The sequence below is a fragment of the Yersinia thracica genome, from assembly GCF_902170565.1.
Taxonomy (GTDB): domain Bacteria; phylum Pseudomonadota; class Gammaproteobacteria; order Enterobacterales; family Enterobacteriaceae; genus Yersinia; species Yersinia thracica.
Window position 1 is genome coordinate 1 of the sequence record NZ_CABHXX010000090.1, and the last position, 17,257, is coordinate 17,257.

The window sequence follows — 17,257 nt, forward strand, 5'->3', positions numbered from 1 at the left end:
AATCCGGAAACAGAACCTGCTCCGGATTTTCTCATAGTACAAGGATCGTTCAACTGATCCTTAAGTGATCGGCATTACCACCTTAGGGTGACTTTCTTTTCATATTTATCATGCGAAAATAATACTCACCCGTTAATTCCAATTAATTGAATTATAAGAATTATCTGACTCGCTAATTTAGTCTAGCAAAGTGGATAGCGACTAATGACTAATAACAACTTTCCCTACGTTCTGGCGTGAATTAAAGCGCTGCCAGGCCTGTTTAGCTTCGGCAAAAGGAAAAACGCTATCAATGACGGGTATAATTTTATGCTGCACTAACGCCCGATTCATTTGTTCGAAATCCTCACGTGAGCCCACACTGATCGTCCGAAAGCGGGCTGCACTTTTAAACAGGCTGAAGAAATCTATTGCCACCGCATCCCGCGCAACAAATCCGATCAGCGCCAGCTCACCACCAATGCAGATAGAGCGAATGGACTGATTCAGCGTTCCAGGGCCGCCGACCTCGACCACTCGATTAACCCCTCGCCCAGCAGTTAAGCGCAGAACTTCCTCATTCCATTCAGGGTGTTGAACATAATTGATGACTTCATCAGCACCCAGCGCTTTCAACTCCGCGCTTTTGGCTGCACTCGAGGTGGTGGCGATAACTCTTGCACCTATTGATTTTGCTAGCTGGATAGCAAACAGTGAAACACCACCGGAACCTAAGGTTAAAACCGTCTCACCAGCTTTAACCGGCCTGTCGCCGTTCAATGCCGTCCACGCGGTCACTGCCGCACAGGGAAGTGTTGCCCCCTGTTCGAAACTCAGGTAGTCGGGTAATGATATTAGTGATTCCTCACTAACTACTTTATATTCAGTCAGCCAACCATCGCGGTCACTTCCATAAAGTTCATCATATGCTGAGGCCTGAAAAGCGCCGCCAAACCAACGGGGCATAAAGGTATTCACCACTCTATCGCCGACCTTAAAACGTTCAACCCGCTTGCCAATTTGAATAACTTCACCGGCGGCATCGGATAGCGGAATATGCCCCGGCTGGGACGGTAAGGTGTATTCACCCTTCATAATAGCCAGATCGCGATAATTCAGTGAGGTGGCGCGCACCCGAATGAGCACTTCTCTGGCCTCAAGTGTCGGCATCTCTTCCTGATGAAGTTCTAAGTGCTCAATATTGCCAAACTGTTTGAAACGATAACTATGCATATGAGTATTTCCTATTGGGAAAAATGTGTTCAAAACAACCAGTAAGAAATTCTAGACAAGGTTGATTAATGAAACTAGATTGATAAATTCAATCTTAAATTCCAAAAATGAAATCATGCTGGATGAATTAGCCCTATTTGTGAGCATTGTAGAAACAGGAAGTTTGCGGGCCGCAGCAGAAAAGGCTGCAATTCCGGCTTCCACACTGACGCGCCGTTTACAGAAGTTAGAGCAGCATTTAGGTTGCCGCTTGCTGCATCGCAGCGCCCGGCGCATGACGCCGACGAGTGAAGGCTGGCAGTATTACGAACAGTGTCGCCCGCTGGTACATTCTTTACAGCAAGCAACGGCAAAGCTGGACGTGACATTGCACCAGATCAGTGGCTTGATCCGGATACTGGCTCCGGCGGATTTAGCCAATGATAATCTGGCTCCCGCCTGGGTGTCATTTTTGACACAATACCCCGAAGTTCGGCTTGAGCTGGAGCTGAATAATTACACTCAGGATTTGATTGGTAGCGGCGCTGACGTGGCGATCCGCGTGGGCGCTCAGCCGGATTCATTACTTAATATGCGAAAGCTGGGGCAGAGCAAAGAAATACTGTTGGTCGCTTCACCTGATTATCTGGCGAAAAATGGCATTCCTGAATCTATGGATGAGCTGAGGCTACGCGACTTGGTAATCAGTGCGCCACTATCAACCTGGGTGATGCAACACCGCCAGAATGGAGAAACCCTGCGCTGGCAGCCACAGGGAAAATTTTGTGTTAACGGCATTTATCTGGCGCTACAGGCGGCACTGGCCGGATTAGGGATTCTGTTTTGCCCATTGAGTTTGTGTCATAACGCACTCCAGCGCGGCGAGCTGGTCAGAGTATTACCGGAGTGGCAGGGCGCCCCCCGGGAGATTTATGCGGTATGGTCGCAGCAACAGTACGTTCCGGCCAGAGTCCGGGCTCTGATTGATCATCTGGCCGACTTTTGTCAGCAGGACCCTCAATTGATGATTTGAGCCTTTTTATTTCCCCCATAATCTCGGTAAACTTAAATGGCTGGCTTGATATTCAAGCGCCTTAGCCAATTTAGAATCTGGTTTTGCCAACTTATTTAAACGTTTTTTATGTGACTCATCTGCCCTAAAGCTGCCGCCGTTTGACCTCAATGCCCTATTAGCTGTTGCTTAGGGACATTGACCATCAATACTGCCACGTCTTTCACGCGCCTTGATATAATCATCCTGCTTATGCAGGTTATAACGTTTTAAATCCATTTTGCTCTGTAATAGCTGGCCCCAATAAAACTCGAGGAAAGGAGCTGCCGGATAAGGCTTACCGGTTTCAGTTGACCATATATGGACGCCCCGGGTGTTACAAGTACTGGTTCGATACGGTTTGCGACCATATATCCGGCGTCATAGTAGGTAAATTTACCTGCGCCATGATGTAATCCGAACCCTGTTTCCTTATCACTACACCGGTATTTGATTACCCAGGTCAACTTCAGGCTGTTACAGGGACGGTTACGCGTTCATTTAATACCTGCATATCTTCCCGTAGTGAATTAAGTAAACGACGAAGCGTGAAAGTTAAGTCGTTAGATGCATCTTCTATAAATTCGGGTAGCTGTTGATCCAGACGCTGGATCTCGACAGGAATAATGAGACCATATTCAGCGAGCAGAGAACGAAGCTGGTTGGCCAGCGCGGTTCTTTGCTCAACCATAAGCTGACGGGTATTGCGCAGCGCTTTGATATCCTGTTGCTCCGTGGTTTTAATCGGGACAAAGTGGATACCCGGACGGCATGCGGTTTCACAAATTGCCAGCGCATCGTTTGCATCGTTCTTCTGACTTTTAGCAAATGCTTTTACGTGTTGGGCGGGGATGAGTCTGACGCTGAATCCCATAGCACTGAGTGTTCGGCCCCAGAAATGAGAGGTTGAACAGGCTTCCATCGCCATCATAGTTCCCGGTTCGAACTGGCGAAGCGTATCCAGCAGTTTCTGGCGAGTTACTTTTTTGTTCCAGGCAACAGAGCCATCAATCATCCAGACACAAACTTGAAAAACGGATTTGGCAATATCGATACCAACAACTCTGATCGTGTTCATATGATGTTACTCCCAGATTAATGTAGTCAGTAAAAGTATGGCACTGACTACCTTAGGAAGGGGCGTCCATCACATCATTACAGTGTTTGAGTCTTTTGTTGCACAAACCCTCCCCGATGAATTACCCCCTCACCTCAAAGTTAAATCGCAAGCAGCCACTTATTCCTTGGTGAAACATGGGGCTTACGACCGCTTTAAGCTTCGCCCAGACTTGCTGATTCAATCACGCCAGCCGGTTCAAACCAAAATGGTGATGGATACAAAATGGAAGCTGGTGGATAGCAACTCACAAAAAAAATCACTGTATGGATTAGCGCAATCTGACTTCTATCAAATGTTTGCCTATGGCCAAAAATACCTTAGTGGAACAGGCGAGATGTATCTGATTTACCCCGCGCATGATGACTTTAACCAACCGATACCGCAGCATTTTGCTTTCTCAGATACTTTAAAATTATGGGTTGTGCCATACCAGATAACAGCAAAGCGCGGTGAGAGGATGATGTGGGCGAGTGATGTGTCCAATATATAGTGGCTAAGCCAGTTGGAATGGGCCAGTCCAAAACATCGAAGCTGTCTCAGATGAAGGTGGCTATCTTGGTAGGAATCGAGACTGCAGACTACTCACTGACACAGACTCGTAAAGCCTTGCCGCTAGCAAGAAGCTCTTATCAAACGTACAATCAAAACCCTAAAATAGCCCGTTTCGAAAAAGAATTGCTTTTAACAGGAATCATTGTGAATAAACAGCAGCTTGCGGCAAAAATCTGGGAATCTGCCAACCAGATGCGCTCTAAAATTGAAGCCAACGAATACAAAGATTACATACTCGGCTTTATCTTCTACAAGTACCTAAGCGACCAGCTGGTGCAGTTTGTCACCAAACAGGGTATGACGGCCGAAGATATCAAAGCCCTCAATGAAGAAGACGCCGACACCGTTAAATACGTGCAAGACAACCTGGGCTACTTTATTGCCTACGATAATCTGTTTTCTACCTGGGTTGATTCCACATCCGACTTTGATGAATCTAACGTACGTGATGCGCTCTCGGCCTTTAGCCGTTTGATTTCGCCAACTTACAAAAAACTGTTTGAAGGCATTTTTACCACCTTAGAAACCGGTTTAAGCAAACTGGGTGAAAGTGCTGGCAAACGCACCAAAGCCATCAGTGACTTACTGCACCTGATCAAAAGCATCCCCATGAATGGTAATCAAGGGTATGACGTACTGGGCTACATTTACGAATACCTGCTTGAGAAATTTGCCGCCAATGCAGGTAAAAAAGCCGGCGAGTTTTACACGCCTCATGAAGTCTCTGTACTCATGTCGAACATCATCGCCCACGAGTTAAAACACAAAGATACCATCAAAATTTACGACCCTACCTCCGGCTCGGGTTCGTTGCTGATCAATATCGGTGAGGCGTTCGAGCAATACGCTAAAAACAAAGACAGCATCACCTATTACGCGCAAGAGTTAAAAGCCAATACCTACAACCTAACCCGTATGAACCTCATCATGCGCGGTATCAAAGCCAGCAACATTAAAACCCGTAATGGCGACACCCTGGAAGAAGATTGGCCATATTTTGATGACAGCGATCCTCAAGGCTCATACTACGCTTTGCACGTCGATGCCGTAGTGTCCAACCCGCCTTACTCACAAAACTGGGATCCCAGCTTTAAAGACAGCGATCCTCGCTATTCACGTTTTGGCCTGGCACCTAAAACCAAAGCCGATTTTGCTTTTTTGCTGCACGACCTCTACCACCTAAAACCCGATGGCATTATGGCTATCGTACTGCCCCATGGGGTCTTGTTCCGTGGCGGTGAAGAAGGTCAAATTCGCAAGCAACTCATTGAGCAGAATCACATTGACACCATTATCGGTTTACCGGCCAATATCTTTTTTGGCACCGGTATTCCCACGGTGATTTTGATACTCAAGCAAAAACGCCAAAACACCGATGTATTGGTGGTCGATGCCTCCAAACACTTTATGAAAGAAGGCAAAAACAACAAACTGCAAGCCAGTGATATCAAACGCATTACTGATGCGGTGATTAACCGCGAAAGTATCGACAAGTTCTCGCAACTGGTGAGCAAACAAACCCTGCGCGACAACAGTTACAACCTCAACATACCGCGCTATGTGGATTCCTCTGCGGCGGCACCAAGCTGGGATTTACACGCCACCATGCTCGGCGGCATCCCCAACAGCGAAATTGCCGAGCTACATCATTTTTGGCAAGCTTTCCCGCAATTGCACGATACTCTGTTTACGCCAAAATCCGCCGCTTACAGTGAGCTGGCTATTGCCAAACAAGACGTCAACGCCAGTATTAGTGGGCACCCGCAAGTGCTAGAGTTTATCAGCGCCTACAACCAAGCTTTTAATGGCTTTGATGACTACCTAAACATCCAGTTAATACAAAACTGGCACAGCGTAAAGCGTAACCAACAAGAGGCGGTATTAAGTGCCGAGCTATTTACCCGCTTAGCTCCCATTGCCCTCATCGACAAATACCAAGCCTATCAATTTCTGAACAACCAATGGCAACTCATCAGCGCCGATTTAGAAATGATGCAAACCGAAGGCTTTGCCGCCGCCAAACAAGTTGACCCCAACATTGTTATAAAGAAAAAAAACGGCCAAGACACTGAAGTACAAGATGGCTGGAAAGGCCACATATTGCCGTTTGATTTAGTGCAACAAACGTACTTAAGTGATGACTTACAAGCCCTGGCAGCTCAAGAAACCCGCCTGGCAGAAATCGCCAGCATGCTGGAAGAAATTTTAGAATCTCTAACCGAAGAAGAAAAAGAACAAGATACAGTCAAAGAAAGCCAAGACGGCTTTGCCAATGCCGAAGTCGGTAAGGCAGCCAAAGTCTTCTTGAAAGAGCAAAAAGATGCCAAAACTAAATTTGCCGAAGACAGCTATGAAGCCAAAATTATTCGCGCGAACAAATTAATCGATGAAGAAAAATCCCTGAAAAAAACGGTCAAAGATGCCGCCACTGCCCTGCACTTAAAAACCAAAATAACTATCGAAGCATTAACTGATGAACAAGTGAACAACCTGCTGTACCTTAAATGGATTGCGCCATTAAGCACCGAACTCGCCGCCATGCCAAACACAGTGATTAGCCAACTGACTAGCCAAGTGCAAGCCCTTGCCGATAAATACGCCGTCACTTACTCGCAAGTGGCCAATGAGATAAAAAACACCGAGCAAGAACTGGCACAGATGATGAGCCAGCTCACCGGTAATGAATTTGATTTACAGGGCTTGGCTGAACTCACCAACTTATTGAAGGGCGAATAAGATGAGTGTGAATAATAAGGTGCCAGAGATTCGGTTTAAAGGGTTTAGTGGGGAGTGGGAAAACCTAACTTTGGGTGATCTTGGTTCTGTCGCCATGAATAAAAGAATTTTTAAGCATCAAACGACCATAACCGGTGACGTTCCATTCTTTAAAATAGGTACTTTTGGAAAGCAACCTGATGCTTTTATTAATAAAGCTCTATTTGATGAATATAAAGCAAAATACCCATATCCAGTTGCGGGAGACCTTCTACTGTCAGCTTCTGGAAGTATTGGTCGCGTTGTTGAATACAAAGGGGAAGATCAATACTTTCAGGACTCAAATATTGTTTGGCTAAAACATGATGGAAAGATAGACAATGCTTTCTTAAAGGTTTTTTATTCTATGGTTAAATGGAGTGGGCTAGAAGGCAGCACTATCAAACGACTCTACAACAAAAACATTTTAGACACCGAAATTAGTACACCTGAAAGACAAGAACAAAACGTCATCGGCAACTACTTCCAAAAACTCGATAGCCTAATCAACCAGCACCAACAAAAGCATGACAAGCTCAGCAACATTAAAAAAGCCATGCTTGAAAAGATGTTCCCCAAACCAGGCGAAACTGTTCCAGAAATCCGCTTTAAAGGGTTTAGTGGGGAGTGGGTTGAAAATAATCTAGGTGAATTAATAGATATTAGATCTGCCGCGCGAGTTCATAAAGAGCAATGGACTGAAGCAGGCGTGCCATTTTTTAGAACAAGCGATGTTGTATCTATTTACAAAGGACAGGAAAACACCAAAGCCTATATTTCTCACGAGATTTACCACGGTCTATCTGAGAAAATTGGTAAGGTAACAAAAGATGATCTGCTTATAACTGGTGGTGGCTCTATTGGTATTCCTTACCTAGTTCCGAACGATAGTCCTTTATATTTCAAGGATGCTGACTTGCTTTGGCTAAAGAATAATGAAAAATTCAATGGGTATTTCCTATATACATTTTTCTTTAGCGTATCTTTCAAACAACACATTAAAAGTATTTCTCATACAGGAACAATTGCGCACTACACAATTGAACAAGCGAAAGCAACACCAATAAATACGTGCTCCGACGAAGAACAAACCGCCATCGGCAACTATTTCCAAAAGCTCGACGCATTAATCAACCAACACCAACAGCAAATCGCCAAATTAAATAACATCAAGCAGGCCTGCTTGAGCAAAATGTTTATATAGGGAGTGTTCATGACCACCTTTAAAACCGAAGCGCAATTTGAGCAGGCCTTTATTGAAGTACTGACCCATAAGGGCTGGGAAACAGAGATACTCAAAAATAAAACCGAAGCGGATTTACTGCAAAATTGGGCGTCCATTTTATTTGAAAATAATCGCCTGCGGGATCGCTTAAACGATGTGCCGTTAACCGATACGGAAATGCAGCAAATTATTGAGCAAATAAAAGAACTTAAAACCCCGCTCAAGCTAAACGGTTTAATTAACGGCAAAACCGTGGCGATTAAGCGCGATAACCCAGCAGATACCTTGCATATGGGCAAAGAAGTCAGCTTAAAAATATACGATCGCCAGGAAATCGCCGCGGGCCAAAGCCGTTACCAAATTGTGCAGCAACCCAAATTTGAACGCGGCAGCCCTTTGCGCAATGACCGCCGTGGCGATGTGCTCTTACTGATCAACGGTATGCCGGTTATCCATGTCGAGCTAAAGCGCAGCGGCATTCCGGTTAGCCAGGCCGTAAATCAAATTGAAAAGTACAGTAAAGAGGGTGTATTTAGCGGCCTGTTTTCGCTCATCCAAGTGTTTGTGGCCATGGAGCCAAACGAGACCAAATACTTTGCCAACCCCGGGCTAGACGGCAAATTTAATACCGACTATCAATTTAACTGGGCCGATTTTAATAACGAACCCATGAACCACTGGAAAGACATCGCCTCTACCTTGCTTTCTATCCCTATGGCGCACCAGTTGATTGGTTTTTATACCGTCGCCGACGATACCGACGGCGTGCTTAAGGTCATGCGCAGTTATCAGTATTACGCCGCCAATGCGATATCTGACAAAGTGGCCAAAACCAACTGGCAGCAACTGGGTAGCGCGGCCAATAACCCCGATCGCCTCGGGGGTTATGTGTGGCATACCACCGGTTCGGGTAAAACCATGACCAGCTTTAAATCGGCGCAGTTGATTGCGCAATCGAAAGATGCCGATAAAGTGATTTTTTTAATGGACAGGATTGAGCTGGGCACCCAGTCGCTCGCGGAATACCGCAATTTTGCTGGCGATGGTGAAGACGTTCAAGCCACCGAAAATACTCATGTACTCATTACCAAATTAAAAAGCACCGCTCCCGCCGATACGTTAATTGTTAGCTCTATTCAAAAAATGAGTAATATTTTTGAAGAAGTTGATGATGAGGGAACAGCAACAAATTCGGCCGACATAGAAAAAATTCGCGCTAAACGTTTGGTATTTATTGTCGATGAGGCGCACCGCTCTACCTTTGGCGACATGCTGATTATTATTAAACGTACCTTTCCGCGCGCCTTGTTTTTTGGCTTTACCGGCACACCGATTCAAGAAGAAAACGAAAAAAACGGCAATACCACCAGTACCGTATTTGGCAACGAGCTACACCGCTACAGCATTGCCGACGGTATTCGCGACGGCAATGTTTTGGGCTTTGACCCTTACAAAGTCTGTACCTTTAAAGATAAAGATCTACGCCAGGCCGTCGCCCTTGAACAGGCTAAGGCCGATTCGGTTGCAGATGCAATGTCTACGGCTGCCAAAAAGAAAAAATTTAATTATTTTATGAATGATGTGCCAATGGCTGGCCATAAAGATGCAACAGGTAAGTATGTCAAAGGCATAGAAGATTATGTGCCAAAAGAGCAATATCTCACTGAAGCCCATCAAGAAAAAGTAGTAGAAGATATTCTGGCAGAGTGGGATGTGCTCAGCCAGGCCAATAAGTTTCACGCTATTTTGGCCACTAGCAGCATTGCCGAAGCCATTGACTATTACCGCCGTTTAAAAGCCGCCAAACCGGAACTTAAAGTATCGGCTCTATTTGACCCAAATATTGATAACGACGGCAGTGGCGACCGTGGCCCCACCTTTAAAGGCGAGGGCCTGGACGAAATTATGGCCGACTATAACGCGCGTTATGGCCAGGACTTTGATTTTGCCCGCCACGCGGCCTTTAAAAAAGATTTAGCGGCACGCCTTGCCCATAAAAAGCCTTACGAGCGCATCCATACCGAGCCTTCGAAGCAATTAGATTTACTGATTGTAGTGGATCAAATGCTCACTGGCTTTGACTCTAAATGGCTTAATACCTTGTATTTAGATAAGGTGATTAAATACCAAAATATTATTCAAGCGTTCTCACGCACCAATCGCTTGTTTGGCCCCGACAAACCCCACGGCATCATCCGTTATTATCGTTATCCACACACCATGGAACAGTACATTAACGATGCGGTAAAACTCTATTCCGGCGACAGACCTATCGGCTTATTTGTTGATAGGTTAGAAAGTAACCTTAAAGCCATTAATGAATTAGTGGCGGACATTACCGAGCTATTCGTCAGTGCGGGTGTTGAGAACTTTGAAAAACTGCCAGACGATATAGAAACCTGTGCCCAATTCGCCAAATTATTTAACACCTTTAGCCAACACCTGGCAGCGGCTAAAGTACAAGGTTTTCATTGGGAACAGTCGATCTATTCCTTTACTGAAAATGATGTAGAACATGAGGTAACGCTGGCCATAGACGAACAAACTTACCTGAGCCTGGTTCTGCGCTATAAAGAGCTGGTAGGCAAAGGTGATGGCGGTGGCGCAGGTGAGGGCGATGTGCCCTTTGATATCAGTGGTTATTTAACTGAGATAGATACCGGCAAAATCGATGCCGACTACATGAACAGCCGCTTTGATAAATTTTTAAAAGAGCTGAACCAACACCAAGACCCTGCGAGCATTGAAACCACATTAAATGAGCTACACAAGTCGTTTGCATCGCTCACCCAAAGCGAACAAAAGTACGCCAAGCTCTTTTTGCACGACTTGCAGCGCGGCGATGCGCAGTTAATTGAAGGCCATACTTTTAGAGACTACATCAACACCTACAAAGATAACGCTGAAAATGCGCAATTAAACGCCGTTGTTAATGCTCTTGGTTTAGATAAAGAACGGCTCATAGCATTAATGGCTGATAGTGTTAATGACAATAATCTCAACGACTTTGGTCGCTTCGACGCATTAAAAGATTCGGTAAATACAGCGAAAGCTAGGATCTATTTTGAAAAACAAGACGGTGTAGCCATACCTCTATTTAAGCTGAATATTCGCATTGATCAGTTTTTAAAGCAGTTTATTTTGGCACAAACGGATGATTTCTTAAGTGACAGAGATGTTGTTGGTGATGTGATGGACATTCCTCCCTCAGCGTAAGTCCTGCCACACTTATGCTGAGTGTTCTTTTTTTAGAGGTACTGCATCATGAACTCGATAAAAGTCATTGGTATCGATCTGGCTAAATCTGTCTTTCAGATCTGCGTCTACCGGACAACAAATGTTATTTTCCATCAGGATTTCCTTTTAGGTTGATTAAAACGCAAAAAGCCCCTGTCTTTTGACAGAGGCTTTCAGTGAAATAAAAAATTATTGAATGAGATGTATTACGATAAAAGGCTAGTTATGGTTATTTGAATGGATTATTTACTTTTGCATAATCAAAAGGTGAGATAGCTTGCTGCCTGTTTGCATCCAGAAAATCCGCCCACCACTGCACCATCAGTCTACCAGTCTACGTTCATCCAGATGCTCGGCTTTATGGATATAAGCCGCACGCACTGACTTGCGCTCCTGATGGCTCATCTGCCGTTCTACTGCATCCCTAGACCATAATCCCGACTCAATCAATGAACTACAGGCCATGGTTCTGAAACCGTGGCCGCAGACTTCAACCTTCGTGTCATAGCCCATCACGCGTAGGGCTTTGTTTACCGTGTTTTCACTCATTGGTTTACGTGGGTCATGATCACCGATAAAGATCAGCTCACGATTTCCACTCATGCTTTTGATCTTTCCCAGAATAGCGAGGGCCTGGCGGGATAAGGGGACAAGATGGGGAGTGCGCATTTTTGAACCTCGGTGCGAATGCTTAACACCCTCAAGTGGTTCACGTTCTCCAGGAATGGTCCACATGGCAGTTTCAAAATCTACTTCTGACCAACGGGCAAAACGTAATTCACTGGAACGGATGAAGACCAATAAAGTCAATTCTACCGCTAGCCGCCAATATTTGGAACCATTAGGATGAACAAGCAAAACCATGCCTTCGCCGTCAGTGAGCTTATAGGCTTTTGCTTCTGGCTTGGCTGCACGAACCTTCACATCACTCAGAGCCATGTTGAGTATCCTTTCAAGGGTTCTGCGTGGGTACAAACATTATCGAACCGGGATATACCCGCAATTGTACCCACATCAGTAAGTTGATGTAGATTGAATCAGGTTGACTTATGTTGAGTGAAAAAGCGAGAAGAGCCTTGCGGGGACTGGATTTCAGGCATAAAAAAAGACCTCAGTTGAGGTCTATTTACATACTAATGGTGCGAAGGCCGGACTCGTAAAATAAATCCAAGACCTTGTAATATAGGTTTATTTTTAAACTTCAAAATGTGTCAGACCCCGTTTTTGACCCCTTGAGGGTTTTGTGTCTTTTAAGCATTGGGATTTTTGAGGCCCACGAAAGGAGCTGACGAGTTATATTTTACCTGGCTCGTTACCACCCTGTGGCTCGATAAGTACCACACCAAGTTGATCAGCCTCTTGTTCTATCACGTCCATCACCGTTTCTGACTCAAGCACCCTTTCAGATTCAATATCAACCCCAAGTTGCTCTGACCTTACCCTGTCGCCAAAAAGCATTACAGCAGTGTCACCATGCTGTTTAGAAGACCATTGTAAGCCCTGTGCAGCAGGATAAGCCTGATGTATTGCTACAGAGTATTCACGGGTGAACACATATTGATCCGCCGATGAATCCAAAATATCGGCCCTCTTCACGCCCATTTTTCGTAATGTCTTTGGATTGAGATCAACAAGATGCAGATCTTCACTGAGTTTCACTGCGGAATGTACCAATCCCTCTAACTTGCCTAAATCATATGGCGCACTGGCAGAATCGGGGGGCAGGTCATGAAAGATAGTTTCCATTACCGCAACACCGGTACTCACTCCACCGTATAGAGTGGATACACCATTATCCATCGGACTAAATCGTGCATTTCCTTTGCCTGGATTGAACTGAGTAGCGGTAAACTCCGCCGAATGTATCCGGTAGATAAGCTTCCCAGCAATCCAAGTGGTGAAGTTCACTTGTAAATCGGCCTTGGGTACAGGTACTTTTCTGACAACATTATCCTTGTCGTCTGAATCAGCCATGAGCCCCTCCCTCTGCTTCAGCCTGTGCCGCTAGCAAAACTTGCTTTGGCATAGTTGCCAGCACATCTTTTGGCTTTTTCCCACCTAACCAACTGTTTTCAGAGCCAAACCAGATAGCCAACCCCCAAGGTGTTTTCTTTTCACCTAATAGAGATATCACTTGCTTAACCACTGGGATCGGGCGGAACCCTTCATCTAATGCGTATTCAGGGTATTTGTCTTTTCCATTAAGCTGAAGTGCAAAAATTCGGCCAGCAGACTTCCAGCGGTTCGGCCCTGCACTGGGGTTGGTATTTTTGAAACTCGCTTTTTCTGACAATTCACGTGCTGTCAGCCATACGGAATCTGCAAGTATTCTGGCATTAAGCTGTTCACGACGCTGGGCATTACGCGCTGTACGAGCCTGCTTATCCACCCCATCAACAACCGACTTAACAGCCGATGGGAGGCTTACTGCCTTACTCTTTTTCGCTACCGGAGCAAGTTCAGGCATAGAGGCCAGCACTGCATTCATTGCCGCACTCATCGCCACCTCTATTGTTTTATTAAAGTCTGAATGACGGCCTTTAACATTCCCCAAATCAATGACCAAATACTCGGAATCAGCATGCGTATTGAAGTTATGCAGCTCGTTCCCACTCAGGGTCTTAATTTCATAAGGGAATTCTTTACGCCGCACGGTGTTCACTCTACTCGGCATCATTCACCTCGTCGCGCAAATGGATATATCGGTTATATCCATTATATACTGAATGAGTGATTTGTCACCAGACTTGGTTGGAATGTAGGTTCTTGGTTATAAAAAGATTGTATAGCCTAGCAATCCAATACCTCTTCCCCCTAAACGCGGGAGATTAATTATCCATCTGGCGTTCAAAAGCCTGAGTAACTAGTGCCATAACATGCGGAAGGTCTTCCAGTTTCTCAAATCCGACTTCGACATCACCATTGCCCCAACGGCCAATGCTAGTGACATCTCGACATAATCCGCGCGGGTCGTTGATTTCAGCAAACGGAATGTTGAGTAAAAGTAGTAATCGCTTGGCTTGTGGTACCACATCGACAAAATTCACCTCAGCTTTATAAGCGATATACAACTTGAGGAACACCTCAGTGACACAAGGGTCTAGTGCCAGTACCGCTTTACGTAATGCTTCAAACAAAACACTAACATGTTCTTTAGCTAAATATGGATGATCGTCAAAACCATAAGCAGTATTAGTTTCACTCTGAGGTTTATATGTATTTAAAATATCAGCGGAAAGATTTGCGTATGGCCAAACATTGCTCGCCTGTTCAGCCATTTTTTTCGCTCGGGCTAAAATGGTTTCTTCATTCCATGTATCCAAAGCAGAAAGTCCATCGTTCAAACGCAAATGGCTGTATTTAAACCCGCCCTCCATATCGCGCTTTTCAACAAATGATTTATTGCTATATTCCGAGTTATAGCCCGTCAATGTAAGATTACCCAGAGTATGACGCCATGTTTCCCAAACACGCTGCCATTCCTCCCCTAATGCCAGTTGCCACGTCATTGGCACCTTTTCTACATTGTTGTCACATTGCGGCATGATATGTTCAATAGTGTATTCATCAACGGGGATCGGTTCTTTGTGATTATGGTTCTCCAACTTCTTCAGCCAATAGCTACGGCTTCTAAAATTATAGAGATCACGTAGTTGTATCTCGCGTTTAAACTCTTCGTCATTAGGGAAACGTCGGTATGACGGTAGCAACATAAATGCAGCTTTGAAACTTTCCAGATAACGTTCTTTATTAAAACTTTTGCTTAACCCGGCAAAAGTCTTATTCATTGAGTTAGCTGGAATGGCACAAACAGCCCGACGAAAGACATAGCTCTCCATTAAACGCAATGCCTCAATGAATTCGCTGAGCTGAAGTACTCCATGTTGGTAGTCATCATAAAGTTCTAACATCAGTGGATAAGCGACATCCATACGTAGTTCACGGATATTCTGGAATATCTCTTTTAATAATTTATTCTTCTCTACGCCCAATGCGATTGCACAGTAATAAACTGCATATTGATGGATATCGGTGACAACAGACTCAACCGGCAGGTTACTACGCAAGTAGTATTGCTTAAATGCCTCATACACATCGTTAACTTTAGGAATATCGCCGGTCTTCACCGTTAAATAATGGCGCATGAAAAAGTCGAACTGTTCTGAATAAGCCTCTTGGCCAAACAGCAACTCCATTTTATGCCAATAGTCATTATACAATGTGGTTTGGCGCTCACTTTCTAACCCCATCAGAATATAGTTACGGATGAGATCAGCCTGGCTTAGCTTTTTACCCGTTGAGTTCATGCTTTCGAAGATAAGCTGTGGATTATCATGATCACGCTGTAAAGAGATATCGACCACAATTAACTTGCTAAGGCCTCGGCACACTGTTTCCAGAATAGATTTATTTTTAAGTTTCTCTTGGAAGAATTCGAAATTCTCTTTCACACGTAAAGAATAAAGTTCCGGCTGCGGCTTACCATCGATAATTGCACGTAATGTTGGGTTGTCCGTTTGTGACAAGATGAGCTTGTAACGTTTTTCACCAGATAACAGAGGATTGGTTAAATAAAAACCGCGTAACTGAGCCTGATTAAATCCTTCAATAAATTCGTCGTCACCAACCGCTTCAGCCAACGCAGCAATTAACAATGAGGCGGTGGTGACACGTTGTTGTCCGTCAATAATCAGCAACGGTGATTGGGAGGTAACCGAATATAAACCGTGTTCAATGTAGACCACTGAGCCAATAAAATGGCCGTTGTTCTCATTATCCTTACCACAGCGAATAATATCCTCCCACAACTGTTCACACTCTTTGATTCCCCAGGAATAAAGGCGCTGGTAGATAGGAATAACTAACTGTGGTGCAGTTTGCAAAAAATTGAGCAATTTGGCTTCTTTGGCTTTCATCCTAATAATTACCTATGAAATATCCTGTTAACTCATCTAATTAGGTAAATTTACCCTTGTCTCATGATTTTGGCTAAATAAGATTGTTGCAAGCATCGTTTTGATCAACAAAGTGACGGTTTTCAACCTTGAAGAGCGATGATATTCATCCCATATTATTGTGTAATTCGATGGTACAATTGCAGCAAATCGATAACCGTAATCAGTTATGCATGACGTTCAATACAGGAAGCACCATGTCTCCTCAGACCGAAGCTCAAAATTTAAACGAACTCCAATCCCGCTTGTGGAATATTGCCGACACCCTGCGTGGCAAGATGAATGCCGATGAATTCCGTGATTATTGCCTCGGCTTTATCTTTTACAAATACCTGTCTGAAAAGTTCGTGGGTTACGCCAATGAAATCCTCAAAGCCGATGGCGTGCAATACAACGAGCTAAAAGCCGGTAACGCTGGCGACGATGAAATGATTGCGGCGGTGAAAGAAGACAGCATCCCAACCCTCGGTTATTTCCTGCCACCGTCCGAGTTGTTTCACTCGATGGCCAAGCGTTTTGAGGCCGACCAAAAAGGCGCGGGCCAGGGCTTTATTCTGGAAGATCTGACCCAAGCCCTGCGTAATATTGAACAAAGTACACTAGGCACTGATTCCGCCGACGATTTCAGTAACCTGTTTGAAGACCTTGATTTAGGCTCCAGCAAACTGGGCAACACCGCCAAAGCTAAAAATGAGCTAATTGGTAAAGTGTTATTGCACCTCGATAGCCTGAGCTTTGATCTTAGCGAAGCGAGCGCCGATATTTTAGGCGATGCCTATGAGTACTTAATTGGTCAGTTCGCCAGTGGGGCGGGTAAAAAGGCGGGTGAATTCTATACTCCTCAGCCAGTTTCTACCCTGTTGGCGCGCATTGTCACTGCGCACAAACTCAAACTGAAAAACGTGTATGACCCCACCTGTGGTTCCGGCTCTTTGCTGTTGCGTATGAAACGTGAAGCCGCCTCAGTGGGTAAAATTTACGGTCAGGAGATGAACCGCACTACCTACAACCTAGCGCGGATGAACATGATTTTGCACGGTGTTCACTATGCCGATTTTGAGATTGTGCAGGAAGACACGCTGGAGAACCCACATATGTCAATTATGGTCTAAAAATGAGCCACAGTTATGCTTTAAAAGTGCGCCACTTTAAGACCGGTTTTTGAACCTAAA

9 protein-coding genes and 3 pseudogenes are annotated in these 17,257 nt (G+C 44.9%); 6 read left to right on the forward strand and 6 right to left on the reverse strand.

The window, feature by feature from the left end; all coding sequences use genetic code 11:
• Nucleotides 1-201 precede the first annotated feature (201 nt).
• A complete protein-coding gene (locus FTA91_RS12460) occupies nucleotides 202-1,212 on the reverse strand; it encodes a zinc-dependent alcohol dehydrogenase family protein (RefSeq protein ID WP_050116503.1) in 1,011 nt (336 codons plus the stop codon).
• Between the two features lie 115 nt (nucleotides 1,213-1,327).
• On the opposite strand from FTA91_RS12460, the gene FTA91_RS12465 reads away from it, so the two are divergent.
• A complete protein-coding gene (locus FTA91_RS12465; protein WP_145536091.1) occupies nucleotides 1,328-2,224 on the forward strand; it encodes a LysR family transcriptional regulator in 897 nt (298 codons plus the stop codon).
• Nucleotides 2,225-2,732: 508 nt separating this feature from the next.
• Here the strand turns inward: FTA91_RS12465 and FTA91_RS12470 are convergent.
• Nucleotides 2,733-3,320: pseudogene (locus FTA91_RS12470) on the reverse strand (IS110 family RNA-guided transposase); the annotation flags it as partial.
• An 82-nt stretch (nucleotides 3,321-3,402) separates the two neighbouring features.
• Here FTA91_RS12470 and FTA91_RS12475 point away from each other — a divergent pair.
• The 4 genes and pseudogenes from FTA91_RS12475 to FTA91_RS12490 all read left to right on the forward strand — a co-directional run.
• Nucleotides 3,403-3,852, forward strand: a pseudogene (locus FTA91_RS12475) (5-methylcytosine restriction system specificity protein McrC); the annotation flags it as partial.
• A 206-nt stretch (nucleotides 3,853-4,058) separates the two neighbouring features.
• Entirely contained in the window at nucleotides 4,059-6,650 is a 2,592-nt protein-coding gene (locus tag FTA91_RS12480; RefSeq protein ID WP_145583419.1) for a type I restriction-modification system subunit M, read from the forward strand.
• 1 nt (nucleotide 6,651) lies between these two features.
• Nucleotides 6,652-7,872, forward strand: coding sequence for a restriction endonuclease subunit S (locus FTA91_RS12485; protein ID WP_145583421.1), 1,221 nt, complete (start codon nucleotides 6,652-6,654; stop codon nucleotides 7,870-7,872).
• Nucleotides 7,873-7,881: 9 nt separating this feature from the next.
• Complete coding sequence (locus FTA91_RS12490; protein WP_145583423.1) at nucleotides 7,882-11,109, forward strand: type I restriction endonuclease subunit R, EcoR124 family; 3,228 nt, start codon at nucleotides 7,882-7,884, stop codon at nucleotides 11,107-11,109.
• Nucleotides 11,110-11,359: 250 nt separating this feature from the next.
• Here FTA91_RS12490 and FTA91_RS12495 read toward each other — a convergent pair.
• The 4 genes and pseudogenes from FTA91_RS12495 to FTA91_RS12510 form a co-directional block, all read right to left on the reverse strand.
• A pseudogene (locus FTA91_RS12495) lies at nucleotides 11,360-12,069 on the reverse strand (tyrosine-type recombinase/integrase).
• A gap of 354 nt (nucleotides 12,070-12,423) precedes the next feature.
• Complete coding sequence (locus tag FTA91_RS12500) at nucleotides 12,424-13,104, reverse strand: RES family NAD+ phosphorylase (protein ID WP_145583425.1); 681 nt, start codon at nucleotides 13,102-13,104, stop codon at nucleotides 12,424-12,426.
• The gene (locus tag FTA91_RS12505; RefSeq protein ID WP_235896853.1) at nucleotides 13,097-13,807 is read right to left on the reverse strand and encodes an integrase; all 711 of its coding nucleotides are present in this window, start codon (nucleotides 13,805-13,807) and stop codon (nucleotides 13,097-13,099) included. Before FTA91_RS12505 ends, FTA91_RS12500 begins: the two co-directional genes overlap by 8 nt.
• 151 nt (nucleotides 13,808-13,958) lie before the next feature.
• Nucleotides 13,959-16,046, reverse strand: a complete 2,088-nt coding sequence (locus tag FTA91_RS12510; protein ID WP_145583429.1) for a DUF262 and DUF1524 domain-containing protein — start codon at nucleotides 16,044-16,046, stop codon at nucleotides 13,959-13,961.
• 236 nt (nucleotides 16,047-16,282) lie between these two features.
• Between FTA91_RS12510 and FTA91_RS12515 the strand changes: the two genes are divergently transcribed.
• Nucleotides 16,283-17,197 carry an N-6 DNA methylase gene (locus FTA91_RS12515; protein WP_235896854.1) on the forward strand — a complete coding sequence of 305 codons (915 nt, stop codon included), beginning with the start codon at nucleotides 16,283-16,285 and terminating at the stop codon, nucleotides 17,195-17,197.
• Nucleotides 17,198-17,257: the final 60 nt, after the last annotated feature.